Genomic DNA, 22,481 nt, shown 5'->3' with positions numbered 1-22,481 from the left:
CCCGGCATCGGCGGGGGAAAGCCATGGTGATGCGTGCCCTGATGTCTCTGGCGAGCCTGATGCTGCTCGCGTTGTTGTGCGGGCCCGCAAGCGCGGCCACCATGTGGCTCAACCCGTCGGCCAACACGGCGACGCTGGGAACCACCAGAGCCGCCAAGAGCGCGATCGAGTGCCCCAGCAACAAGGTGCTCGTCGGCGTCTGGGAAGAAGACCGTTTCCACCCGACCTACGTCACCTATCTCAACGGCATGGTCAGCGACTACGGCCAGCTGTGCGGCACGGTGACGGTGTCGACGAGTGGCGCCGTCACGGTGACGCCCGATGCCACCTATCTCGATGTTTCTGGTTACACCGGCGACGGAACGATCCACACCGCGACCTGCCCGGCGGGACAGGTCGTCTCCCAGGTGGCCGCGGACACCTTCATGCCGCCGGGCCAGGGGACGTATCCGTCCAATATCCACCTCTATTGCCGAACGCTCGTTCTGGACGCAAACAACCAGCTGCGCACCAGCGGCGCCGCGACCGTGGTCATTGCGGGCGATGACGAGAACGACTCCAACAGCGCGTTTGCCGGACCGGTGTGCGGCACGGCCTCCAATGAAGTGGTGCGCGGATTGACGGGCGAGCGTGGCGGCGAAGGCTTCGACGGGCTGACCGTGCGCTGCGCCACGATCGGCAGCGACTTCGGCGATGCACCGGCCAGCTACGGCGGCGCTGGCCAGGAGATCAACGCTGCGGTCTATCTGGGCGGCGAAGCCGACACTGAACTGAGCGCGCAGTCCTCCGCGTCGGCCAATGGCGACGATGCCGCCAGTGTCGACGACGAGGATGGCGTGGCAGCGCTGAGCGTCATCGCGACCAATGCCAGCACCTACAGCGCGACGGTCAACGTCTCCAACAGGCTGGCGTCGAGCGCAGCGACGCTGGGCGGCTGGATCGACTTCAACCGCAATGGCACCTTCGAAGCCAGCGAAGGCGTGACGGCCAATGTGGCGGCGGGCACCAACGCGGCCAACGTGACGCTCACGTGGAACGGGGTCTCCGGGCTTGTCACCAACGGTGCAGGCGCGACGTTTGCGCGCTTCAGGATCGTGTCCGGGAGCCTGTCGACGTCCCAGGCGGCGAGCACTCTGGCCAGTGCGGGGGGTGAAGTCGAAGACCATCCGGTCGTGATCGTGCCCTATGTGCAGGTGAGGAAGACGACCAAGTCGGGCAGCGGCGGGCCGTTCAGCATTGCACTGACGAACACCGCGCCGGCCACCGCAACGGTCACGACCACGGCGGCTGACACGGCGACCGCGGTCGACGCCGATCCGGCGACCGGCGGCGTCCAGCACTTCGTGGTCGGCTCCCTGGGGACGAACGTCACGCTGAGCGAACCTGCCTTGTCGAGTGCCTGGACGCTGGAGAGCATCGGCTGCGTGGACCAGTCGGGCACCACCGTCGGAAGCCTGTCCGCCGGGGTCTACACCATTGCGGCTGCCAGCCTGGCGGGCAAGACGTCCTTCACTTGCGATATTGCAAACGTGTTCAAGGAGCCGGTTCTCACGCTGCAGAAAGCCCTGGGCGGCACGGGCCGGATCAACGCGAACGACCAGTTCGTCCTCTCGGGCACCGGTCCTGGCGCGCCCGCGGGCGTCACCACCACGGGGAGCGGCATCGCCGTGACCTCCGCGGCTTACAGCTTCACGGCCACGGCGGGCAGCGCCTACACGCTGAACGAAGCCATGGCGCCGGGCAGTGTTTCGGCGCTGTCGCTCTATACGCAAGGGGTCTCGTGCAGCAACGCGGGCGGGCCGACCAACGTGAGCGGCATCGCCACGCTGCCGATCAACATCACGCCCGCTGGGGGCGACAACATCAGTTGCCTGATCACCAACTATCCGACACTGGGTCCCGATGGCGGACCAGGGCCGAACCCGGGGCCGACGCCGATCTGCAATGCAGATCCGGTCATCGCGGGCACGACCTTCACCAACGGCGCTTGGGTCAGGTCGGGGTGGACCACCACAGGGAACAGTTTCTCTGCCTTGAGGAACAACGGACCCGCCAACCAGACCCAGGTCCTCAGCGGCGTGACGCCGGGCGCGCTGCTCAATTTCGTCTGGAACTTCGGCAACGGCACGGTCGCCGGCACATCCAGCACCCTCACCGCGAGCTATGGCCCCGCTGGAGCGGAAACGGTGTACTGGACCGCCACCGTCAGCAACAACGCCATCGATCCGACCGCCGTGGCCAGCGCCAGCAACGGCGCCGTGTGCGTGACCGGCTGTGCCTCGCCGGTTAAGGACATCGCCAACTCCGTGCAGCTCCGGCTGCCGGTCGGCATCCCGAAGAACGCCAGGCTCAGGTTCACCGCTACGGGCGCCAACGGCACTGGCTCCCCCTACATCGCCGTCGGTGCACCGATCTCGATCCAGAACACCGGCATCTGCCTGGCCAAGACGAGCCTGGGCACCACGGGCACGTTCAACTACACGACCACCGGTGTCGATACCACCATGGGCGGCGGCGGCACCACGGCCAGCATCACCACCGCGGCGGTCAACACCACGCGCTACTACGACGCGAGCGCCACCCTTGCGAACAACCAGCCGCTGCTCATCACCAGCCCGGGCGCCACGGCCAACGTCACCATCAACGAGACGCCGGCGACCGGCTTCGTGCTCGACAGCGTCAGCTGCCCCGGCCTGAGTCCCGTGCGAACGGGCAATTCAGTCACCATCGCCAACGTGCCGCGCGACACGGTGACCACCTGCACCTTCACCAACCGGCCCTCGATCATCAACCTGAGCAAGGCGCTCTCCGGCAACCGCGTCGGCGCAGGCGACAACTTTTCGGTGGCCATCCGCACCGGGGGGGCCACCGGTCCCATCGTAAGCTCGCCGGTCTCCGCCACCAGCACCGGTAGCGGTTCCACCATCGACCCCGGCACCGGCACCACCGACGACTTCTATACCGTTCCCGGCACGCTCTACACGCTGACCGAATCGGGCACCGGCGGCGCCAACCTCGCCAACTACAACGCCTCGCTCACCTGTACCGATGCGACGGGCCTGACCCCGACATCGTCCTTGCCCACCAACGAGCCCTTCAACACTGCCACGGGTCGGGCCGTGACGGCGGCGACCGGCGCGAACCTGCGCTGCGTCATCACCAACAGCGCCGGCACGCCCACCGTCACGGGCCGCGTGTTCCTGGACACCGGCACTGGTGGGGGCACCGCCAACGACGGCCTCCTCAACGGCGGTGAGGCTCCGCAGGCCGGCGTCACCGTGCGGCTGACCAACTGCGCGGCCACCGTGTACGCCACGGCCGTCACCAACGCCGTGGGCGGCTACAGCCTCGCGCCGCCCTCGGGCACCGCCAGCGGCGCGGCCCTGTGCGTCGAAGAGACCAACGCCAGCGGCCACGCCTCCACCGGCGCCTCCGCCAGCGGCACCGCGCTGCCTTCGGGCACCGCCACCGCGGTGGGCGGCACCAGCTACACCTACACCCGCACCGGGGCAGGCGACCGCATCGCCTTCGCCTGGAACGGCACCGGCCATAGCAACCTCGACTTCGGCGACGTGCCCAACGCCACCTTCGCCACCAGCGGCGCCAAGAACGGACTGCCCGGCACCACCGTCACCTACGGCCACACCTTCACCGCGGGCACCGCCGGGGCCGTGCGCTTCGTCATCGCGAGCGAGACCGCCACGCCGGTCATCACCGGCTGGACGGCCAGGATCTTCGACGACACGGGCTGCACCGGCAGCTTGCAGCCTGGCGCGGCGCAGCTGTACCCGCCCGCAGCAGGCACGGGCGCCGCGGTTAGCACAGGGGGCCAGAAGTGCATCGTCGTGCAACAGTTCATCCCGGCCACCGCCACGCTGGGTGCAAACAACAAGCTCGTGGTGCAGGCGACCTTCGACTATGCCAATGCCACCCCTGCGCTGAGCGCCAGCTACGTGCTGGAGGACATCACCACCGTCGGCAGCCAGGCGCTGGACCTGAAGAAGGAGGTACGCAACGTCACGCAGGGCATCACGACCTTCGGCATCAGCAACCAGGCCAAGTCGGGCGAGACGCTGGAATACCGCATCACGTACCTGAACAACAGCGCCGCGCCGATCAGCAGCCTGGTGGTCAACGACATCACGCCGGGCTACACCACGTTCGTGAGCGCGAGCGCGGGCACGACGCCGGCGAGCCTGACGAGCTGCACCAAGAACACACCGGCCAATGCGCTGCCGGCGGCGGCCGTGTCTTGTGGGACGGCACAGACTGCGGGTGGCACGGGGCCTATCGAATGGAAGTTCGTCGGCACGGTCGAGCCGGGCAGCTTGGGTATGGTGCTGTTCAGAGTGAAGGTGGACTGACGAGCGTGAAGATGCTCAGGAATGCCCGTCCACCCGCATCTGGAACAGAAAGTAGGGCGGAATGCATGCGCCGCGTCCTTCGGGCCGGCCCTCGGCCTGGGCGCAGATGTAGTCGTCGCGGCACGGCTCGCCGGCCGAGCAGCTTCGAAGGTTGCCGGGCCGTGTGTGCTTCGCGAGGCATTCGCCGAACGGCCGGTTGGCGGCCAGGCACTGGTTGAAATCGCTGAGCACAGCGATGCCGCCGCAGGTGCCGAGGCGGTCGTTGGGGTCGCAGGGGCCCGAGCACATGCCGCCCGGGAAACCGACCAAGGTCTTTTCGCAGACGGAGGACGCGCCCTCGCAGGCTACGCGCGCCAGCTTGACGGCGCGGTCGCGCCATGGGTCGGCCGAGGGCGTGATGCGTGTTGGCTCGCAACTTGCGCCCAACACGGCCCGGCCTCTCGTGCCGCCGATGACGCCGGGCTCGGCAAGCGGGCGAAACGCGTCGGGCCGCGGCGTCCACAGCGCTGCCTGCAGGTAGCGGCCACGCCGCGCCAGCTCGTCCTGCAGATGCGGCGAATGCGCCAGCGCGAGCGCGTTGCCCGCTGTGAAAGTGCGCGAGGCGCCGCGCCGATCGACGCCGAGCAGGTGGAAGCCCGCGACCGCACGGCTCTGGTGGCAGCCCGCGCAGCCCAGGTCGTCGAGCCGGCGCAGCACGGCCTCGGGCGACTGCAGCGTGCGGCTTGCGGGCACCGCCTGCCATTCGCCGGGCTGGAAGACCTGGGCAAAAGGCCGGTTCGCGAGACGCTCCAGGCCGCGCGGCGCCACCGACACGGCCTCGGTGGCGAGGAACTTCTCGGGAATGCGCAGCGTGGCGTCGTCGAGCGCGCGCAGGTTGGCGGACTGCTGCAGCCATTGGCGCAGCTCTTTCTTCAGCGCGGCATCGGCCTTGAGGCGTGCGACATCGGGCGTGTTCTCGAGGGGCGCCACATCGAAGCGCTGCGTGCCCGCGTTCCAGCGGAACGCGCGCAGCATGTATTCGGCATGGCCGCCCAGGTCCGGCCGCACCGCCGAGGGCCAACGCACGCTCTGGAGGTTGGTCGTGACTTGCGCGATGCGCGCCGGCGCGAGGCGCTCGCGCGCGAGCGGGCCCGTGGACGACACCAGCCAGCGACCGAGCGCCTCGTCCGCCATGCCGGCCCGCGGCGGCTGCCAGCGCCTGGCAGCGTCCGCGCAACTGCCGGCTGCATCGGGCGCATCGCCGCGCAACTCGACCGCGACCGTCATCGGAAGGCGCGACTGCATCGCGACCGTGCGGTAGGCGAGCCGGTAAACCAGCCGCGTCTCGCCGCAGGCGCCGTCCTGGAACGGACGCCGGTCCATCCGGTTGGCAACGCCCACGAGTTCGAAGAACGCGTCTGCGCTCGAAAGCCAGCGCGCGTCGAACAGGCGGTGCGGATAGCGCGCGATGCCGACGCCCGCCTGCCGGTCGCGACGCTGCAGGGCGGCGAGGCTGCCGTTCAGCGGCCCGGCGACCGACTGCCACGATGGTGAACGCGCGATGGCCTGGTTGGTTGCGATGCCGCTTGCAGCTGCAGGCACGTCGAACCAGCGGCCGAATGCGGCCCCGCCTTGCTCGGCGGCTTGCAGGGCCAGCGGCGAGGTGACGAGCAGAAGCGGTTCTGCCGCGTGGCCGCGCGGCGCGACGAGCGAGAAGGCCAGCGAAAGTCCGAGGGGAAGAAGAAGGCGAGCGATGGGGCGCACGCGCACGATTGTGCCGCCGCGCGCCGCGCGCCGGGCGGCTCAGCGGCGTGGAATGCCGAGCGCGCGGCAGAACTCGTAGAAGTCCTCGAGCTGCAGCGATTTGTCGAACACCGCATCGACACCCGCCGACAGCGCGTCCTCGCGCACTTCGGAGGTGGCGTGGTTCATGAACACCACAGTGCGCTGCGCGGGCGACTTGCGTTCTTTCAAATGGTTGACGACGGTCAGCCCGTTGCCCTGGGCGAGGAAGATGTCGATCACCGCAGCGTCCCAGCCATCGGGGTTCGCGTCGAGCCAGTCGATCGCCTCGTCGGCGCTGGCGGCGGTGGCGACGACTTCGCATCCGGAGAACTCGCGCAGCCCGTCGGACAGGGTGGTGGCGATCAGGGGGTTGTCTTCTATGAGGTAGATGCGGGTCATCGGTGCGGAACCTGGAGAGGGAATGCGTCGGCTTCGTGCACGTCAGATGGGGGCGGGCCGCCGCAGGGTTTACCCATTGTCACGAATGCAGGCGCGATGCGGAGTCGGACAAGACCCACCCATCCGCGTCCGCAAAGCGCCCCAAACTCGTCGTTGTGCAGTGCGGAAAACCATCGCGTGAGAAACTACCGGCCCGAGCCAGCGCCCGCGTATGAACGACAAGTCCTTGAATCTGAAAGAGAAAACCCTCTCCATCGCACCCATGATGGACTGGACGGACCGCCATTGCCGGTTCTTCCACCGCCTCATGACGCGCCATGCGCTGCTCTACACCGAGATGGTGACCACCGGCGCGCTCATCCATGGCGACGTGCCGCGGCATCTGCGCTTCCACGACGCGGAGCATCCGGTGGCGCTGCAGCTCGGCGGCAGCGAGCCGGCCGACCTTGCGCACTGCGCGAAGCTCGGCGAAGAGTGGGGCTACGACGAGATCAACCTCAATTGCGGCTGCCCGAGCGAGCGGGTGCAGCGCGGAGCATTCGGCGCCTGCCTCATGAACGAGCCGCAGCTGGTGGCCGACTGCGTGAAGGCGATGGTCGACGTGGTGGATGTGCCTATCACGGTCAAGCACCGCATCGGCATCGACAAGATCGAGCGCTACGAATTCGTGCGCGACTTCGTCGGCGCGGTGAGCGAGGCCGGCTGCAAGACCTTCATCGTGCATGCGCGCAATGCCTGGCTCCAGGGCCTGAGCCCGAAGCAGAACCGCGAGATCCCGCCGCTGCGCTACGAGATCGTGCACCGGCTGAAACACGAGTTTCCTCATCTCGACTTTTCCGTCAACGGCGGCCTCACGACCAATGCACAGGTGCACGAGCACCTGCGGCTGCTCGACGGCGCGATGATCGGGCGTGAGGCGTACCACAACCCGTGGTGGCTGGCCGAATGGGATGTCGAGTTCTACGGCGCCCAAGCGCAGCCGCTCACACGAGAAGACGTGGAATCGCTGATGTGCGACTACATGGAGCGCGAGGCGGCCGAACACGGCACGCTCTGGTATTCCATCGCACGCCACATGCTGGGCCTGCGCAACGGCCTGCCCGGCGCGCGGCGCTGGCGGCAGGTGTGGAGCGACCACAAGCTCAAGACGCGCCCGCCGCGCGAGGTGATGGCGCTCGCGCACGAGCCTGTCGCCCAAGCCGCGTAGCCGACAAGGTCATGCCAGGAACACCGTGGAACCGGCTTTGCCGGGCCACCGGTGTTGCCCCCTTGAGGGGGAGACGGCTACACGAAGTGAGCCGTTTCGGGGGTGGGCCTAGTTCGCGGCTTCCAGCCCGTTCGCGAAGTGTTCGCGCATGCGCGCCATGGCCGCCGTCGCGTCGCGCGTGTCGATCGCCGCCATGACCGCGCGGTGCTCGGCCAGCGATTCGGCGATGCGCCCCGCCTTCAGCAGCGAGTTGTGGCGGTTGAGCTTCATCACCTTGCGCAGGTCGGCCACCATCTGGTCGCGCCACTTGTTGTTGGCAATCGCCAGCAGCCGCATGTGGAAGCGCTCGTTGACCGCGAAGAAGTGTTCGCGGTCGACCTTGCCGGGCGCGGCGGCGGCCTCGAGTTCGGCATGCAGCGCCTTGAGTTCCTGGCGCTGCTCGGCGCTGGCGCGCTCGGCCACCACGCCCGCCGCGTCGCTCTCGAGCAGCGACAGCAGGTGGTACACGTCCGCCAGGTCCTGCTCCGACACCTCGGTCACGTAGGCGCCGCGGCGCACCTTCATCGTCACCAGCCCCTCGGCCGCGAGCACTTTCAGCGCCTCGCGCAGGGGGGTGCGGCTGATGCCGTATTCGTCGGCCAACTTGAGTTCGTCGATCCAGCTGCCAGGCTCGAGCTCGCGGCGGAAGATCCGCTGGCGCAGCAGCTCGGCCACCTCTTCGTAGAGGGCGCGCGGGGTGAGGGTGACGGCGGACATGGGCGCGAATGTACCTCAAAACTGGGTTTGAATTAATAATTACGGATCGGTTAGACTCGCGGCCGACCTGCAAATCCGTGCGGGCGCATGCGACGATTCCTGCAAGACGACACTGCACCACGGCCCCTTCATGAGCAGCACACCCGAACCCACTTTCAAGCCCGCAACCCTCGACGACTGGGCCAAGGCCGCGGCCAAGTCGGCGCCCGGCGGCGACGTGAGCGCGCTGAACTGGCTCACGCCCGACGGCATCACCGTGAAGCCGCTCTACACGGCCGCCGACCTGAAGGGGCTGAAGTACGCCGACACGCTGCCGGGCTTCGAGCCGTACCTGCGCGGCCCGCAGGCCACGATGTACGCGGTGCGCCCGTGGACGATCCGCCAATACGCCGGCTTCTCGACCGCCGAGGAATCGAATGCCTTCTACCGCAAGGCGCTGGCCGCGGGCGGCCAGGGCGTGAGCGTGGCCTTCGACCTGGCCACGCACCGAGGCTACGACAGCGATCATCCGCGCGTGACCGGCGACGTCGGCAAGGCCGGCGTGGCGATCGATTCGGTCGAGGACATGAAGATCCTGTTCGACCAGATCCCGCTCGACAAGGTGAGCGTCTCCATGACGATGAACGGCGCAGTGCTGCCGGTGCTGGCGGGCTACGTCGTGGCGGCCGAGGAGCAGGGCGTCGCGCAGGAGCAGCTGAGCGGAACCATCCAGAACGACATCCTCAAGGAGTTCATGGTCCGCAACACCTACATCTTTCCGCCCGCGCCGAGCATGCGGATCATCGGCGACATCATCGAGTACACGGCCCAGAAGATGCCGAAGTTCAACTCGATCTCGATCAGCGGCTACCACATGCAGGAGGCCGGCGCCAACCAGGCGCTGGAGCTGGCCTTCACGCTGGCCGACGGCAAGGAATACGTGAAGACCGCGCTCGCCAAGGGCCTCGACGTCGACGGCTTCGCCGGGCGGCTGTCGTTCTTCTGGGCCATCGGCATGAACTTCTACCTCGAGGTGGCCAAGATGCGCGCGGCGCGCCTCTTGTGGTGCCGCATCATGAAGGAGTTCAACCCCAAGAACCCCAAGAGCCTGATGCTGCGCACGCACTGCCAGACATCGGGCTGGTCGCTGACCGAGCAGGACCCGTACAACAATGTGGTGCGCACCACCATCGAGGCCATGGCCGCGGTGTTCGGCGGCACGCAGAGCCTGCACACCAACGCGCTCGACGAAGCGATCGCGCTGCCGACGGAGTTCAGCGCACGCATCGCGCGCAACACGCAGCTCATCATCCAGGAAGAGACGCACATCACGAACGTGATCGATCCCTGGGCCGGCAGCTACATGATGGAGAAGCTCACGCAGGACATGGCCGATGCGGCCTGGGCCATCATCGACGAGGTCGAGGCCATGGGCGGCATGACCAAGGCAGTCGACAGCGGCTGGGCCAAGCTCAAGATCGAGGCCGCGGCGGCCGAGAAGCAGGCGCGCATCGACTCCGGCAAGGATGTGATCGTCGGCGTCAACAAGTACAAGCTCAAGACCGAAGACGCGATCGACAGCCTGTCGATCGACAACGTGAAGGTGCGCGAGCAGCAGGTGGCGCGGCTGCAGAAGATCCGCGGCTCGCGCGATGCTGCCAAGGTGCAGGCCGCGCTCGACGCGCTGACCGAGGCGGCCGAGAACGGCACCGGCAACCTGCTCGCGCTGAGCATCGACGCGGTGCGCCTGCGCGCCACGGTGGGCGAGATCTCCGACGCGCTTGAAAAATCATTCGGCCGCCATCGGGCCGACACGCAAAAGGTGACCGGTGTGTACGCTGCTGCCTACGACTCGGCCGAAGGCTGGGAAGCCCTCAAGACCGAGATCGACGCCTTTGCCGAAGCGCAGGGCCGCCGCCCGCGCGTGATGATCTCCAAGCTCGGGCAGGACGGCCACGACCGCGGCGCCAAGGTGGTGGCTACCGCCTTCGCCGACCTGGGCTTCGACGTCGACATGGGGCCGCTGTTCCAGACGCCCGAGGAGTGCGCGCGCCAGGCGATCGAGAACGACGTGCATGCGGTGGGCGTGAGCACGCTCGCGGCGGGCCACAAGACACTGGTGCCCGCAATCATCGAAGAACTGAAGAAGCAGGGCGCCGACGACATCATCGTGTTCGTCGGCGGCGTGATCCCGCGCCAGGACTACGACTTCCTGTACGAGGCGGGCGTCAAGGGCATCTACGGCCCCGGCACGCCGATCCCGGCCAGCGCCAAGGACGTGCTCGAGCAGATCCGCGCAGCGGTGTCCTCCTGAATCAGCGCGTGTGGGAAGCAACGTGAAAGATCTCCTGTCGCGGCTGTCGCTGCAGCCGGTGGACTCCGGCGATTTCGAGGCCATGCTGGCCCTGCGCATCGATGCGATGCGCCCGAGTCTGGAGCGCGTCGGGCGCTTCGATCCCGAGCGTTCGCGCGAGCGGCTCTCGGCAGGCTTCGTCGTGCCGTACATGCACCACATCGTGCTCGACGCAGACCAGCGCATCGGCTTCGTCACGCTCAAGCCCGAGGGCGGCGATGCGCTGCGCCTCGATCACCTCTACCTGCGCACCGGCTTCCAGAACCTGGGCATCGGCGAATGGGTGCTCGAATGGGCCAAGTCGGAGGCACGCGCGCAGCAGCGCGACATCAAGCTCACCGCGCTTGTGAAGAGCGATGCCAACCGCTTCTACCTGCGCCACGGCTTCGTGCTCGAGGCCGAGGACGGCTTCGACCTGCATTACCGATGGCGCGCGGCAGCGGGGGAGGCGTGCTGAACTCGGCCGAGGCGCTCGACCGGGCGCTGGCCGCGCCGCAGGGCATGGCGCAGCGCCGTGCCATCGCCAAGGCCATCACGCTGCTCGAATCGACCCGCGCGGACCATCGCGCCGAGGCCGACGCGCTGCTCACCGCGCTGCTGCCGCGCACCGGCGAGTCGTTCCGGCTCGGCATCTCGGGCGTGCCGGGTGTGGGCAAGTCGACCTTCATCGAGACGCTCGGGCTGCTGCTGATCGAGCGCGGCCACCGCGTGGCGGTACTCACAATCGATCCGTCGTCCACTGTCTCGTGCGGCTCCATCCTCGGCGACAAGACGCGCATGGAGCGGCTGTCGGTGCACGAGCGCGCGTTCATCCGGCCGAGCCCGTCGAGCGGCACGCTGGGCGGCGTGGCCGAGAAGACGCGCGAGGCCATGCTGGTGTGCGAGGCCGCGGGCTACGACATCGTCATCGTCGAGACCGTGGGCGTGGGCCAGAGCGAGACGGCGGTGGCCGGCATGACCGACATGTTCGTGCTGATGCAGCTGCCCAATGCGGGCGACGACCTGCAGGCGATCAAGAAGGGCGTGATGGAGCTCGCCGACCTCGTCGTCATCAACAAGGCCGACCTCGACCGCGACGCTGCTACGCGCGCCCAGGCGCAGATCACTTCGGCGCTGCGGCTCTTCGGCCACCAGGGCAATCCCGATCACGCGCATGCGGCGCACGACGCGCACAGCGGCGCCGAGGTGCGCTTCTGGCTGCCCCGGGTGCTGCAGCTCAGCGCGCTCGCGAACACCGGCGTCGACGCTTTCTGGGACGCGGTGACGCAGTTCAAGGCGCTGCAGACGTCCAACGGCAAGCTCACCAGGCGCCGCGAAAAACAGGCCACCGCGTGGATGTGGGAGCGCATCGACGCGGGCCTCAAGCAGGCCTTCAGGCAGCATCCGCAAGTGCGCGAGCTGCTGCCGCAGCTCACCCGCCAGGTGGCCGAGGGCGCGCTGCCCGCGTCGACCGCGGCGCGCCAGCTGCTCGCGGCCGCGGCCGTTGCGGCCAAGGCATGAAGCCACCACCCACAGATCCAGGACCACAGCTTCGGAAGCACAACATGCAAGAACTGATCGAACAACTCGAAAAGCGCCGCGCCCAGGCGCGTCTCGGCGGCGGGCAGAAGCGCATCGACGCGCAGCATGCCAAGGGCAAGCTCACCGCGCGTGAGCGCATCGAACTGCTGCTCGACGACGGCACCTTCGAAGAATGGGACATGTTCGTGGAGCACCGCTCGGTCGATTTCGGCATGGCCGAGCAGAAGATCCCGGGCGACGGCGTGGTCACCGGCTACGGCATGATCAACGGCCGCCTGGTGTTCGTCTACAGCCAGGACTTCACCGTCTTCGGCGGCGCGCTCAGCGAAGCACATGCCGAGAAGATCTGCAAGGTGATGGACCAGGCCATGAAGGTCGGCGCGCCTGTCATCGGCCTCAACGACTCGGGCGGCGCGCGCATCCAGGAAGGCGTGGCCTCGCTCGGCGGCTACGCCGACGTGTTCCAGCGCAACGTGATGGCCTCGGGCGTGGTGCCGCAGATCAGCATGATCATGGGCCCGTGCGCGGGCGGCGCGGTGTACTCGCCCGCCATGACCGACTTCATCTTCATGGTGAAGGACTCGAGCTACATGTTCGTCACCGGCCCCGACGTGGTGAAGACGGTGACGCACGAGAGCGTCACGGCCGAAGAGCTCGGCGGCGCCATCACCCACACCACGCGCAGCGGTGTGGCCGACATGGCGTTCGAGAACGACGTCGAGGCGCTGATGATGCTGCGCCGCCTGTACAACTACCTGCCGCTCAACAACCGCGAGAAGCCGCCCGTTCGCCTGGGCAACAACGGCCAGGGCGACCCGGCCGACCGGCCCGACTATTCGCTCGACACGCTGGTGCCCGACAACCCGAACAAGCCGTACGACATCAAGGAGCTGATCCACAAGGTGGCCGACGACGGCGACTTCTTCGAGCTGCAGCCCGACTATGCGAAGAACATCGTGATCGGCTTCGCGCGCATGGAAGGCCAGACCGTCGGCATCGTGGCGAACCAGCCGCTGGTGCTGGCCGGATGCCTCGACATCAAGTCGAGCATCAAGGCCGCGCGTTTCGTTCGCTTTTGCGATGCCTTCAACATTCCGGTGGTCACCTTTGTCGACGTGCCCGGCTTCATGCCCGGCACCGGCCAGGAGTACGGCGGCATCATCAAGCACGGTGCCAAGCTGTTGTACGCCTACGCCGAATGCACGGTGCCCAAGATCACCGTCATCACGCGCAAGGCCTATGGCGGCGCCTACGACGTGATGGCGTCGAAGCACCTGCGCGGCGACGTCAACCTGGCCTGGCCGCGCGCCGAGATCGCGGTGATGGGCGCCAAGGGCGCGGTCGAGATCATCTTCCGCGAGGACAAGAACGACCCCGCGAAGCTCGCTGCGCGCGAGGCCGAATACAAGGCGCGCTTCGCCAATCCGTACGTGGCAGGTGCCCGCGGCTACATCGACGACGTGATCCTGCCGCACGAGACGCGCAAGCGCATCTGCCGCTCGCTCGTGATGCTGCGCGAGAAGAAGCTCGAGAACCCGTGGCGCAAACACGGCAACATCCCCTTGTGAGTGCTGCGGAGAAGAAGAACATGTTCAAGAAGATCCTGATTGCCAATCGCGGGGAGATCGCTTGCCGCGTGATCCAGACGGCCAAGAAGATGGGCATCCTCACGGTCGCCGTCTATTCCGACGCCGACAAGGAAGCGCGCCACGTCGAGATGGCCGACGAGGCCGTGCACATCGGTGCCGCGCCGAGCCGCGAAAGCTATCTGCAGGCCGACCGCATCATTGCCGCCTGCAAGGCCACGGGCGCCGAAGCGGTGCACCCGGGCTACGGCTTCCTGTCGGAGAACGAAGCCTTCGCGCGCAAGGTCGAGGAAGAGGGCATCGCCTTCATCGGCCCGAAGCACTATTCGATCGCGGCGATGGGCGACAAGATCGCCTCGAAGAAGCTCGCGAACGAGGCCAAGGTCAACACCATCCCGGGCTGGAACGACGCGATCGAGACAGCCGAGCGGGCGGTCGAGATCGCCAAGGACATCGGCTACCCGGTGATGATCAAGGCCTCGGCCGGCGGCGGCGGCAAGGGGCTGCGCGTGGCGTGGAACGACAAGGAGGCCTTCGAGGGCTTCACTTCGTGCCGCAACGAGGCACTCAACAGCTTCGGCGACGATCGCGTGTTCATCGAGAAATTCGTCGAGGAGCCGCGCCACATCGAGATCCAGGTGCTGGGCGACTCGCACGGCAATGTGATCTACCTGAACGAGCGCGAGTGCTCGATCCAGCGGCGCCACCAGAAGGTGATCGAGGAGGCGCCGTCGCCCTTCATCAGCGAGACCACGCGCCGCGCGATGGGCGCGCAGGCGGTGGCGCTCGCCAAGGCGGTGAAGTACCAGAGCGCGGGCACGGTGGAGTTCGTGGTCGGCAAGGACCAGAGCTTCTATTTCCTGGAGATGAACACGCGCCTGCAGGTGGAGCATCCGGTGACCGAGTGCATCACCGGGCTCGACCTGGTCGAGCTGATGATCCGCGTGGCGGCCGGCGAGAAGTTGCCGCTCGGCCAGGACGACGTGAAGCGCAATGGCTGGGCCATCGAGTGCCGGATCAATGCCGAAGACCCGTTCCGCAACTTCCTGCCTTCGACCGGCCGGCTGGTGAAGTTCCAGCCGCCGCCCGAGACGATGTTCGCAGCCGACACCGAGCGCCTGAACGGCGTGCGCGTTGACACCGGCGTGTACGACGGCGGCGAGATCCCGATGTACTACGACTCGATGATCGCTAAGCTCATCGTGCACGGCAAGGACCGCAACCATGCGATCGCACGCATGCGCGAGGCGCTCAACGGCTTCGTGATCCGCGGCATCAGCACCAACATCCCGTTCCAGGCGGCGCTGCTAGCGCATCCGAAGTTCGTGGCGGGCGACTTCAACACCGGCTTCATCGCCGAACACTACGGCCAGGGCTTCCATGCCGAGGACGTGGCGCATGCCGATTCCTCGTTCCTGGTGGCGCTGGCGGCCTATGTGCACCGCCGCTATCGCGCGCGCGCCTCGGGCATCAGCGGCCAGCTCGAAGGCCACGGCGTGAAGGTGGGCGAGCAGTTCGTGGTGGTCGAGCTCGGGGCCGAGGGCCAGCATGTGCACCATCCGGTGTCGGTGACCGACTTCCACGGCAAGACCGGTGCCTGCGCGGTGGCGGTGGACGGCAAGACCTACAAGATCGACGGCGGTTCCGCGCTCGGCGCGATCCGGCTGCAGGGCACGGTGAACGACCGGCCATTCACCGCGCAGGTCGAGCGCGGCGCCGGCCGCAGCCCGCTGGCGCTGCGCGTGGCGCACGACGGCAAGCAGATCGAGGCCATGGTGCTGTCGCCGCTGGGCGCCCGCCTGCTCGCGCTGATGCCCTACAAGGCGCCGCCGGACCTGAGCAAGTTCCTGATGTCGCCGATGCCGGGCCTCCTGGTCGAGGTGTCGGTGCAGCCGGGCCAGCAGGTGCGCGCGGGCGAGAAGCTCGCGGTGATCGAAGCCATGAAGATGGAGAACGTGCTGTTCGCCACGCAGGACGGTGTGGTCGGCAAGATCTCGGCGAACAAGGGCGAGTCGCTCGCGGTCGACCAGGTCATCATGGAGTTCAACTGATGGGTGCGAACGATCTGCAGCAGCCGGTCAAGCTGCACCGCCCGGCGCCCAAGGCCGCAGCACCGCAAGGCCCGTGGACGGTCGAGGCCATTCAGGCGCTGCTCGACAGGCCGCTGATGGACCTGCTGTTCGAGGCGCAGACGGTGCACCGTGCGCATTTTCCCGCAGGCGACATCGAGCTCGCGACGCTGCTCTCGGTCAAGACCGGCGGCTGTCCCGAGAACTGCGGCTACTGTCCGCAATCGGCCGAGTTCGACACTGGCGTGAAGGCGCAGAAGCTGATGGAGGTCGACGAGGTGCTGCGCGCCGCGCAGGCCGCCAAGGACGCGGGCGCCACGCGCTTCTGCATGGGCGCGGCCTGGCGCGCGCCCAAGGACCGCGACGTGGAGAAGGTGGCCGTGCTGGTCGAGGCCGTGAAAGGTTTGGGCATGCAGACCTGCGCCACGCTCGGCATGCTCGAGCCGCACCATGCGCAGCAGCTCAAGGCGGCGGGCCTCGACTACTACAACCACAACCTCGACACCGCGCCCGAGTACTACACCGACGTGGTCGACACGCGCACTTACCAGGACCGGCTCGACACGCTGGCGCATGTGCGCAGCGCGGGCATCAGCGTGTGCTGCGGCGGCATCGTGGGCATGGGCGAGCAGCCGGTGCACCGCGCGGGGCTGATCGCGCAACTGGCCAACCTCGACCCGTATCCGGAGTCGGTGCCGATCAACAGCCTGGTGCGCGTGCCCGGTACGCCGCTGGCCGATTCGGAACCGGTCGACCCTTTCGACTTCGTGCGCATGATCGCGGTCGCGCGCATCACCATGCCGACCGCCCGCGTGCGCCTGTCGGCCGGCCGCCAGCAGATGGGCGATGCGGTGCAGGCGCTGTGCTTCATGGCGGGCGCCAACTCGATCTTCTACGGCGACAAGCTGCTGGTGACCGGCAACCCCGATGTCGAGGCCGACACGGTGCTGCTCAAAAAACTGGGGCTCAACGCCACATGCACGCAGGAGCCGCACGCATGACAACGACACAACGCCCGTTCAAGGTGCTCGGCATCCAGCAGATCGCGATCGGCGGACTCGATAAGCTGCGCCTGCAGAAGCTCTGGGTCGACATGCTCGGGCTCGAAGTGACCGGCACCTTCCGCAGCGAGCGCGAGAACGTCGACGAGGACATCTGCGCGATGGGCAGCGGACCGTTCAAGGTCGAGGTCGACCTGATGCAGCCGCTCGACCCCGAGAAGAAGCCCGCGGTGCATGCCACGCCGCTCAACCATGTGGGCCTGTGGATCGACGACCTGCCGAAGGCCGTGGAGTGGCTGACCGCGCAGGGCGTGCGCTTTGCGCCCGGCGGCATCCGCAAGGGCGCGGCGGGCTTCGACATCTGCTTCCTGCACCCGAAGGCGAACGAGGAGTTTCCGATCGCGGGCGAGGGCGTGCTGATCGAGATGGTGCAGGCGCCGCCCGAGGTGGTGGCGGCGTTCGCCGCGCTCGCGGCTACGCGTTGACGATCTTCCGGATCGGCGGCTTCACGTCCGAGCGGTGCGGCGGCAGCATCGGCTGGTGCTCGCGCGCCGGGTTCAGGATGATCGAGGTCGCGGTCTCGGTGAGGATGCAGAACTTGGTGACCACGGCGTCGAGGTGGCTCACGTCGATGACCGCGATCTCGAGGATCCAGCTGTCGTCGCCGGTCACGTTGTAGGCATTCACGCATTCGGGCGTCTGCTGGATCAGCTGGACCACGCGGTCGTATTCGGCGCGGCCGACGCGGATCAGCGCACGGATGCCGTAGCCCAGCTTGGAAAGATTGACAGTGGCGCGGTAGCCGCTGATGACACCCGCGGCCTCGAGCTTCTTCACGCGCTCGGTCACGGCCGGCTGGCTCAGGTGCACGCGGCGGCCGAGTTCGGCCATCGTGAGGCGCGCGTCCTTCTGCAGTTCGGCCAGGATGCGCGTGTCGTGGGCGTCCAGCGTGGGGTTCAAGGCGGAATCCATGGAAGTCCTTCAAAACAACGGTGGGAAGGGCGCCAGAACCATGAGATTGGCATGGTTGAACGCGAACCGCTTTCATACCATGGCGCATTCGCCGCCACAACCATCGTTCCCATGCCCACGCTCGCTTCCCCAGCGCACGCCGCGCCCGCTGCCGGCACCATGCCGCCGATCCTCTGGCTCTGCCTCGCCGCCACCTGGCTGGTCTGGGGATCGACCTACCTGGCAATCAAGTACGCGCTGGTCAGCTTTCCGCCATTTCTCCAGATGGGCTCGCGCTTCCTGTTCGCCGGCGTGGTGCTGCTTGCCTGGATGCGTTGGCGCGGCGCCGCCTGGCCGTCCCCCGTGCAGTGGCGCAATGCCTTCGTGGTGGGCGCGCTGATGCTCGGCGGCGGCATGGGCGGCACGGCCGTGGCCGAGGTGTCGATCGGCTCGGGGTTGGTGGTGGCCTTCATCGCGGTGGTGCCGCTGCTGATCGCGCTGCTGAACCTGGTCTGGGGCATCCGGCCCACGCGCCTGGAAGCAGCGGGCATTGCCGTGGGACTTGTCGGCGTGCTGATGCTGACGCAGGGCAGCGGCTTCCAGTCATCGCCTGCAGGGTTGGCCGCGATCTCGATCGCCTGCGTGTGCTGGTCGATGGGCAGCGTGCTGAGCCAGCGCAGCCTGCCGCTCGCGCCGGGCGCGATGGGTTTCGCGAGCGAAATGATCTGCGGCGGCGTGGTGCTGATGGCGCTGGCGGCCGCTGCCGGCGAGCGCCTGGCCTGGCCGTTCGATCCGCTCGCGGTCGGCGCGTGGCTGTACCTGGTGGTCTTCGGTTCGCTGATCGCGTTCAACGCCTACATGGTGCTGCTCGCCAGGGCGCCAGCGGCGCTGGCCTCGAGCTATACCTTCGTGACCCCGGTGATCGCGATGCTGCTCGGCGTGTGGATCGCGAACGAGACGGTCACGCGCTTCGAGTGGTACGCGGTGGGCGTGGTGCTCGCGGGCGTATTGCTGCTGCTGTTCAAGCGCCCGAAGAAGCGCTGACCCCCGCTCCCAACAAGTCGCTCAAGGCTTGGCCGTGGGTGGGCGCAGCAGCGAGGCAGCGCGGGCGCGCGCCAGCGCGGCCTCGACGATGGAGCGCTTGCGCGTGTCGGCGGCCTGCGGCTCGGCAGGGGTAGGCGACGGCTCGTCGATGCGCTTGGCGAGCCGGCGATGCGTGCCGTGCCGCTGGTAGCGCTGCAGCGCCGCTTCGGCTTGGGCCTCGGACCACGCGGCCCAGCCGCTGCGCCCGGGCGTTTCGACCTCGAGCGAGATGCAGTCGACCGGGCACACCGGAATGCAGAGTTCGCAACCCGTGCAGTGCGCCTCGATCACGGTGTGCATGCGCTTGTGGATGCCCAGGATGGCGTCGGTCGGGCAGGCATCGAGGCAGAGCGTGCAGCCGATGCACCAGGCTTCGTCGATGACCGCCATGCTGCGCGGGCCTTCGGTGCCGAACTGCGCGTCGAGCGGCTGCACCTCGCGGCCGGTGAGCCGCGCCAGCCTCGCAATGCCTTCGGCGCCGCCGGGCGGGCACTGGTTGATGCCTGCTTCGCCTTCGGCCACGGCCTGCGCATAGCCGGCGCAATCGGCATAGCCGCACCGTGTGCACTGCGTCTGCGGCAGTGCCTGGTGGATGCGTGCGGCCAGCGCGTTCACTTCCTGCGGGCCGCAGGCTTCCTGGCGGCAGCGGCCGTCACGGGTTTTTTGGCGGCGGCCGCGACGGTCGTCTTGCGGGCGGGCTTGACCCGGTCTTCGGCAGGCAGGGTTTCGCGTGCGCCGGCGCGGCGCTGCGGCTCGTCGTGCGCCGCGATGAACTTGGCCATCCGCGGATAGACCAGATCGCGCCAGCGGCGGCCGCTGAAGATGCCGTAGTGGCCCGCGCCCTTGACTTCGTAGTGCTCGCGCTTCGCGTCGGCGATGCCGGTGCACAGGCTGTGCGCGGCCTCGGTCTGGCCCGAGCCGGAGATGTCGTCGAGTTCGCCCTCGACCGTGAGCAGCGCGGTCGAGCGGATGTCCTGCGGCCGCACGCGCTCGAGCACGCCCTTGGGGTTGCGCACGTCCCAGGTGCCGTTCACCAGGTCGAACTCCTGGAACACGGTGCGGATGGTCTCGAGGTAATAGTCGGCGTCCATGTCGAGCACCGCGTTGTACTCGTCATAGAACTTGCGATGGGCCTCTGCGCTCGTGTCGTCGCCCTTGATAAGGTTCTTGAAGTAGTCGTAATGGCTGGTGGCGTGGCGGTCGGGGTTCATCGCCACGAAGCCCGTGTGCTGCAGGAAGCCGGGGTACACACGGCGGCCTTCACCCGGAAAGCCGTGCGGCACGCGGTAGATCACGTTGTTCTCGAACCACTCGTAGCTCTTGTTCATCGCGAGGTTGTTCACCGCGGTGGGCGACTTGCGCGCGTCGATGGGCCCGCCCATCATCGTCGTGGTGAGCGGCAGCGGCTCGCCGCGGCTGGCCATCAGCGACACCGCCGCGAGCACCGGCACCGTCGGCTGGCACACGCTCACCACGTGGCAGTTGCCGTATTCGGCCTGCAGGCGGCGGATGAACTCCTGCACGTAGTTGATGTAGTCGTCGAGGTGGAATTCGCCTTCGGAGAGCGGCACCAGGCGTGCGTTCTTCCAGTCGGTAACGTAGACCTTGTGCGCTTGCAGCATGGTGCGGACGGTGTCGCGCAGCAGCGTGGCGTAGTGGCCCGACAGCGGCGCCACAATCAGCACCACGGGCTGGCTCTTGAGCGTCTTGAGGATGTGCGGCTCGTCGGTGAAGCGCTTGAACCGGCGCAGCTCGCAGAAGGGCTTGTCGAGCTCGATGGCTTCCTGGATCACGACCTCTTCGCCGTCGACCTTGACGCTCTTGATGTTGAACTCGGGCTTCTCGTAGTCCTTGCCCAGGCGGTAGAGCAGGTCGTAGCCGGCTGCCATGCGTTGCGCCATCGGCAGCTGGCCGTACACGGCGCCATGGCCGTAGAGCTTGGACGCCGCCTGCGCGAAATCGGCAAACGGCTCCATCAGGGAGCGCTGGGCTTCGTAGAGTTGATACAGCATCGTGGTCCCGGAAAGAAAATGTTGCAGTGCAATATATCAGTCCACGGAGCGCGCTGCAGGGGGCGAACCCTAGGCCGACCCTGAAGGCAGGGTCGTTTTGGCCCGAAATGTGGAGAACTTTACATTAACAATAAAGTTCTCGTTTCGATCGTCAGATGACTTTGGCGATCGACGCACAGACGTAGTCGATGTTCTTGCTGTTGAGCGCTGCCACGCACATGCGGCCGGTGTCGGTGCCGTAGACGCCGAATTCGCTGCGCAGGCGCACCATCTGGTCCTTGCTGAGGCCCGAGTAGCTGAACATGCCGATCTGGGTGGTGATGAAGCTCATGTCTTCCTTCACGCCGGCGGCCTTGAGGCCGTCGACCAGCTTCTGGCGCATGGCCTTGATGCGCACGCGCATCTCGCCGAGCTCTTTTTCCCAGAGCGTGCGCAGCTCGGGGTTGCCGAGCACCGCGGCCACCACGGCGCCGCCGTGGATCGGGGGGTTGCTGTAGTTGGTGCGGATCGCGATCTTGAGCTGCGAGAGCACGCGGCCAGCTTCTTCCTTGCTCTCGCACAGCACCGACAGCGCGCCGACGCGCTCGCCGTAGAGGCTGAAGCTCTTCGAGAACGAGGTCGAGACGAAGAAGGTCAGGCCGGCCTCGACGAACTTGGCCACGGCGGCGCCGTCTTCCTTCAGGCCATAGCCGAAGCCCTGGTAGGCCATGTCGAGGAAGGGCACCAGGCCCTTGGCCTTGACCGCGGCGACGACCTGGTCCCACTGGGCCGGGGTGATGTCGTAGCCGGTGGGGTTGTGGCAGCAGGCGTGCAGCACCACGACCGTGCCGGCCGGTGCGGCCTGGAGCGCGGCCAGCATGCCATCGAAATCGACGCCGCGCTTGGCCGCGTCGTAATAGGGATAGCTTTCGACCTGGAAGCCGGCCTGGGTGAAGAGCGCGCGGTGGTTTTCCCAGCTCGGGTCGCTGATCAGCACCTTGGCTGCGGGGTTGAGCTTCTTGAGGAAGTCGGCCCCGACCTTCAGGCCGCCAGTGCCGCCGATGGCCTGGATGGTGGCGACGCGGCCCGACTGCACGGGCTCGCTGTCGGGCCCGAAGACCAGGCCCTTGACCGCGTTGTCGTAGGCCGCGATGCCGTCGATCGGCAGGTAGCCGCGGGCCGAAGGCGCCTTCATCATGTCCTGTTCGGCGGCCTGCACGCACTGCAGCAGGGGCAGCTTGCCGTTGTCGTCGTAGTAGACGCCGACGCCGAGGTTGACCTTGTGGGGGTTGGTGTCGGCTGCGTATTGCTCGTTGAGGCCGAGGATCGGGTCGCGCGGTGCCATTTCGACCGCGGTGAACATAGACATGGAAAGGTCCTTTGGGGTGAAAGCTGCGCTGCAACCGGAGGAGGTTTAAGCTTGCCGGTTGCCTTGAATTTTACCGGCCACACGCCAC

Annotated in this window: 17 protein-coding genes; 10 read left to right on the top strand and 7 right to left on the bottom strand. The window is 67.5% G+C overall.

What is annotated here, in order from left to right:
• The first annotated feature begins 23 nt into the window (after positions 1–23).
• Positions 24–4,364 (top strand): beta strand repeat-containing protein, encoded by a 4,341-nt coding sequence (locus AC3A6G_RS12530; RefSeq protein ID WP_487873736.1) that lies wholly within the window; start codon positions 24–26, stop codon positions 4,362–4,364.
• A gap of 15 nt (positions 4,365–4,379) precedes the next feature.
• Here AC3A6G_RS12530 and AC3A6G_RS12525 read toward each other — a convergent pair whose 3' ends face one another.
• Both AC3A6G_RS12525 and AC3A6G_RS12520 read right to left on the bottom strand, forming a co-directional pair.
• Positions 4,380–6,107 (bottom strand): hypothetical protein, encoded by a 1,728-nt coding sequence (locus tag AC3A6G_RS12525; RefSeq protein ID WP_487873735.1) that lies wholly within the window; start codon positions 6,105–6,107, stop codon positions 4,380–4,382.
• A 39-nt stretch (positions 6,108–6,146) separates the two neighbouring features.
• Positions 6,147–6,527: a response regulator gene (locus AC3A6G_RS12520; protein ID WP_487858760.1), complete on the bottom strand. Its 381-nt coding sequence runs from the start codon at positions 6,525–6,527 to the stop codon at positions 6,147–6,149.
• Positions 6,528–6,738: 211 nt separating this feature from the next.
• Here AC3A6G_RS12520 and dusA point away from each other — a divergent pair, with 211 nt between their 5' ends.
• Positions 6,739–7,734, top strand: coding sequence for a tRNA dihydrouridine(20/20a) synthase DusA (gene dusA, locus AC3A6G_RS12515; RefSeq protein WP_487873734.1), 996 nt, complete (start codon positions 6,739–6,741; stop codon positions 7,732–7,734).
• A 108-nt stretch (positions 7,735–7,842) separates the two neighbouring features.
• On the opposite strand, the gene AC3A6G_RS12510 is transcribed toward dusA, so the two are convergent.
• Positions 7,843–8,490 carry a GntR family transcriptional regulator gene (locus tag AC3A6G_RS12510; protein WP_487858762.1) on the bottom strand — a complete coding sequence of 216 codons (648 nt, stop codon included), beginning with the start codon at positions 8,488–8,490 and terminating at the stop codon, positions 7,843–7,845.
• 130 nt (positions 8,491–8,620) lie between these two features.
• Here AC3A6G_RS12510 and scpA point away from each other — a divergent pair, with 130 nt between their 5' ends.
• From scpA to AC3A6G_RS12475, 7 genes are read left to right on the top strand one after another with little or no spacing between them, the layout of a single operon-like run.
• On the top strand, positions 8,621–10,783 hold the full coding sequence (gene scpA / locus AC3A6G_RS12505) for a methylmalonyl-CoA mutase (RefSeq protein ID WP_487873733.1): 2,163 nt from the start codon (positions 8,621–8,623) through the stop codon (positions 10,781–10,783).
• Between the two features lie 22 nt (positions 10,784–10,805).
• Positions 10,806–11,279, top strand: a complete 474-nt coding sequence (locus AC3A6G_RS12500; protein ID WP_487873732.1) for a GNAT family N-acetyltransferase — start codon at positions 10,806–10,808, stop codon at positions 11,277–11,279.
• A complete protein-coding gene (meaB, locus tag AC3A6G_RS12495) occupies positions 11,249–12,322 on the top strand; it encodes a methylmalonyl Co-A mutase-associated GTPase MeaB (RefSeq protein ID WP_487873731.1) in 1,074 nt (357 codons plus the stop codon). Before AC3A6G_RS12500 ends, meaB begins: the two co-directional genes overlap by 31 nt.
• A 44-nt stretch (positions 12,323–12,366) precedes the next feature.
• Positions 12,367–13,911: an acyl-CoA carboxylase subunit beta gene (locus AC3A6G_RS12490; protein WP_487858766.1), complete on the top strand. Its 1,545-nt coding sequence runs from the start codon at positions 12,367–12,369 to the stop codon at positions 13,909–13,911.
• A gap of 20 nt (positions 13,912–13,931) precedes the next feature.
• A complete protein-coding gene (gene accC, locus AC3A6G_RS12485; protein ID WP_487873730.1) occupies positions 13,932–15,980 on the top strand; it encodes an acetyl-CoA carboxylase biotin carboxylase subunit in 2,049 nt (682 codons plus the stop codon).
• Positions 15,980–16,999 carry a biotin synthase BioB gene (gene bioB, locus AC3A6G_RS12480; protein ID WP_487873729.1) on the top strand — a complete coding sequence of 340 codons (1,020 nt, stop codon included), beginning with the start codon at positions 15,980–15,982 and terminating at the stop codon, positions 16,997–16,999. The genes accC and bioB overlap by 1 nt, the downstream gene beginning before the upstream one ends.
• A complete protein-coding gene (locus AC3A6G_RS12475) occupies positions 16,996–17,484 on the top strand; it encodes a VOC family protein (protein ID WP_487873728.1) in 489 nt (162 codons plus the stop codon). The genes bioB and AC3A6G_RS12475 overlap by 4 nt, the downstream gene beginning before the upstream one ends.
• Here AC3A6G_RS12475 and AC3A6G_RS12470 read toward each other — a convergent pair.
• Positions 17,474–17,971: an Lrp/AsnC family transcriptional regulator gene (locus AC3A6G_RS12470; protein WP_487858770.1), complete on the bottom strand. Its 498-nt coding sequence runs from the start codon at positions 17,969–17,971 to the stop codon at positions 17,474–17,476. The genes AC3A6G_RS12475 and AC3A6G_RS12470 overlap by 11 nt on opposite strands.
• A gap of 111 nt (positions 17,972–18,082) precedes the next feature.
• Between AC3A6G_RS12470 and AC3A6G_RS12465 the strand changes: the two genes are divergently transcribed.
• Positions 18,083–18,994, top strand: coding sequence for an EamA family transporter (locus tag AC3A6G_RS12465; protein ID WP_487873727.1), 912 nt, complete (start codon positions 18,083–18,085; stop codon positions 18,992–18,994).
• Between the two features lie 21 nt (positions 18,995–19,015).
• Here AC3A6G_RS12465 and AC3A6G_RS12460 read toward each other — a convergent pair whose 3' ends face one another.
• The 3 genes from AC3A6G_RS12460 to AC3A6G_RS12450 all read right to left on the bottom strand — a co-directional run bounded on the left by AC3A6G_RS12460 (position 19,016) and on the right by AC3A6G_RS12450 (position 22,393).
• Positions 19,016–19,648, bottom strand: a complete 633-nt coding sequence (locus AC3A6G_RS12460; RefSeq protein ID WP_487873726.1) for an RnfABCDGE type electron transport complex subunit B — start codon at positions 19,646–19,648, stop codon at positions 19,016–19,018.
• Positions 19,645–21,045: a polyhydroxyalkanoate depolymerase gene (locus AC3A6G_RS12455; RefSeq protein ID WP_487858773.1), complete on the bottom strand. Its 1,401-nt coding sequence runs from the start codon at positions 21,043–21,045 to the stop codon at positions 19,645–19,647. Before AC3A6G_RS12455 ends, AC3A6G_RS12460 begins: the two co-directional genes overlap by 4 nt.
• Before the next feature lie 151 nt (positions 21,046–21,196).
• On the bottom strand, positions 21,197–22,393 hold the full coding sequence (locus AC3A6G_RS12450; protein WP_487858774.1) for an amino acid aminotransferase: 1,197 nt from the start codon (positions 22,391–22,393) through the stop codon (positions 21,197–21,199).
• Between the last annotated feature and the right edge of the window lie 88 nt (positions 22,394–22,481).

Source organism: Variovorax sp. Soil_C_26, assembly GCF_057657075.1.
The sequence above is the reverse complement of the archived record's forward strand: the minus strand, read 5'-3'. Positions and strand labels throughout refer to the sequence as shown.

Excerpts from the sequence above, each read along its gene's own strand:
- AC3A6G_RS12530 (WP_487873736.1), top strand. The coding sequence starts at position 24 with ATGGTGATGCGTGCCCTGATGTCTCTGGCGAGCCTGATGCTGCTCGCG.
- AC3A6G_RS12520 (WP_487858760.1), bottom strand. The coding sequence starts at position 6,527 with ATGACCCGCATCTACCTCATAGAAGACAACCCCCTGATCGCCACCACC.
- dusA (WP_487873734.1), top strand. The coding sequence starts at position 6,739 with ATGAACGACAAGTCCTTGAATCTGAAAGAGAAAACCCTCTCCATCGCA.
- AC3A6G_RS12510 (WP_487858762.1), bottom strand. The coding sequence starts at position 8,490 with ATGTCCGCCGTCACCCTCACCCCGCGCGCCCTCTACGAAGAGGTGGCC.
- scpA (WP_487873733.1), top strand. The coding sequence starts at position 8,621 with ATGAGCAGCACACCCGAACCCACTTTCAAGCCCGCAACCCTCGACGAC.
- meaB (WP_487873731.1), top strand. The coding sequence starts at position 11,249 with ATGGCGCGCGGCAGCGGGGGAGGCGTGCTGAACTCGGCCGAGGCGCTC.
- AC3A6G_RS12490 (WP_487858766.1), top strand. The coding sequence starts at position 12,367 with ATGCAAGAACTGATCGAACAACTCGAAAAGCGCCGCGCCCAGGCGCGT.
- accC (WP_487873730.1), top strand. The coding sequence starts at position 13,932 with ATGTTCAAGAAGATCCTGATTGCCAATCGCGGGGAGATCGCTTGCCGC.
- bioB (WP_487873729.1), top strand. The coding sequence starts at position 15,980 with ATGGGTGCGAACGATCTGCAGCAGCCGGTCAAGCTGCACCGCCCGGCG.
- AC3A6G_RS12475 (WP_487873728.1), top strand. The coding sequence starts at position 16,996 with ATGACAACGACACAACGCCCGTTCAAGGTGCTCGGCATCCAGCAGATC.
- AC3A6G_RS12470 (WP_487858770.1), bottom strand. The coding sequence starts at position 17,971 with ATGGATTCCGCCTTGAACCCCACGCTGGACGCCCACGACACGCGCATC.
- AC3A6G_RS12465 (WP_487873727.1), top strand. The coding sequence starts at position 18,083 with ATGCCCACGCTCGCTTCCCCAGCGCACGCCGCGCCCGCTGCCGGCACC.
- AC3A6G_RS12455 (WP_487858773.1), bottom strand. The coding sequence starts at position 21,045 with ATGCTGTATCAACTCTACGAAGCCCAGCGCTCCCTGATGGAGCCGTTT.
- AC3A6G_RS12450 (WP_487858774.1), bottom strand. The coding sequence starts at position 22,393 with ATGTCTATGTTCACCGCGGTCGAAATGGCACCGCGCGACCCGATCCTC.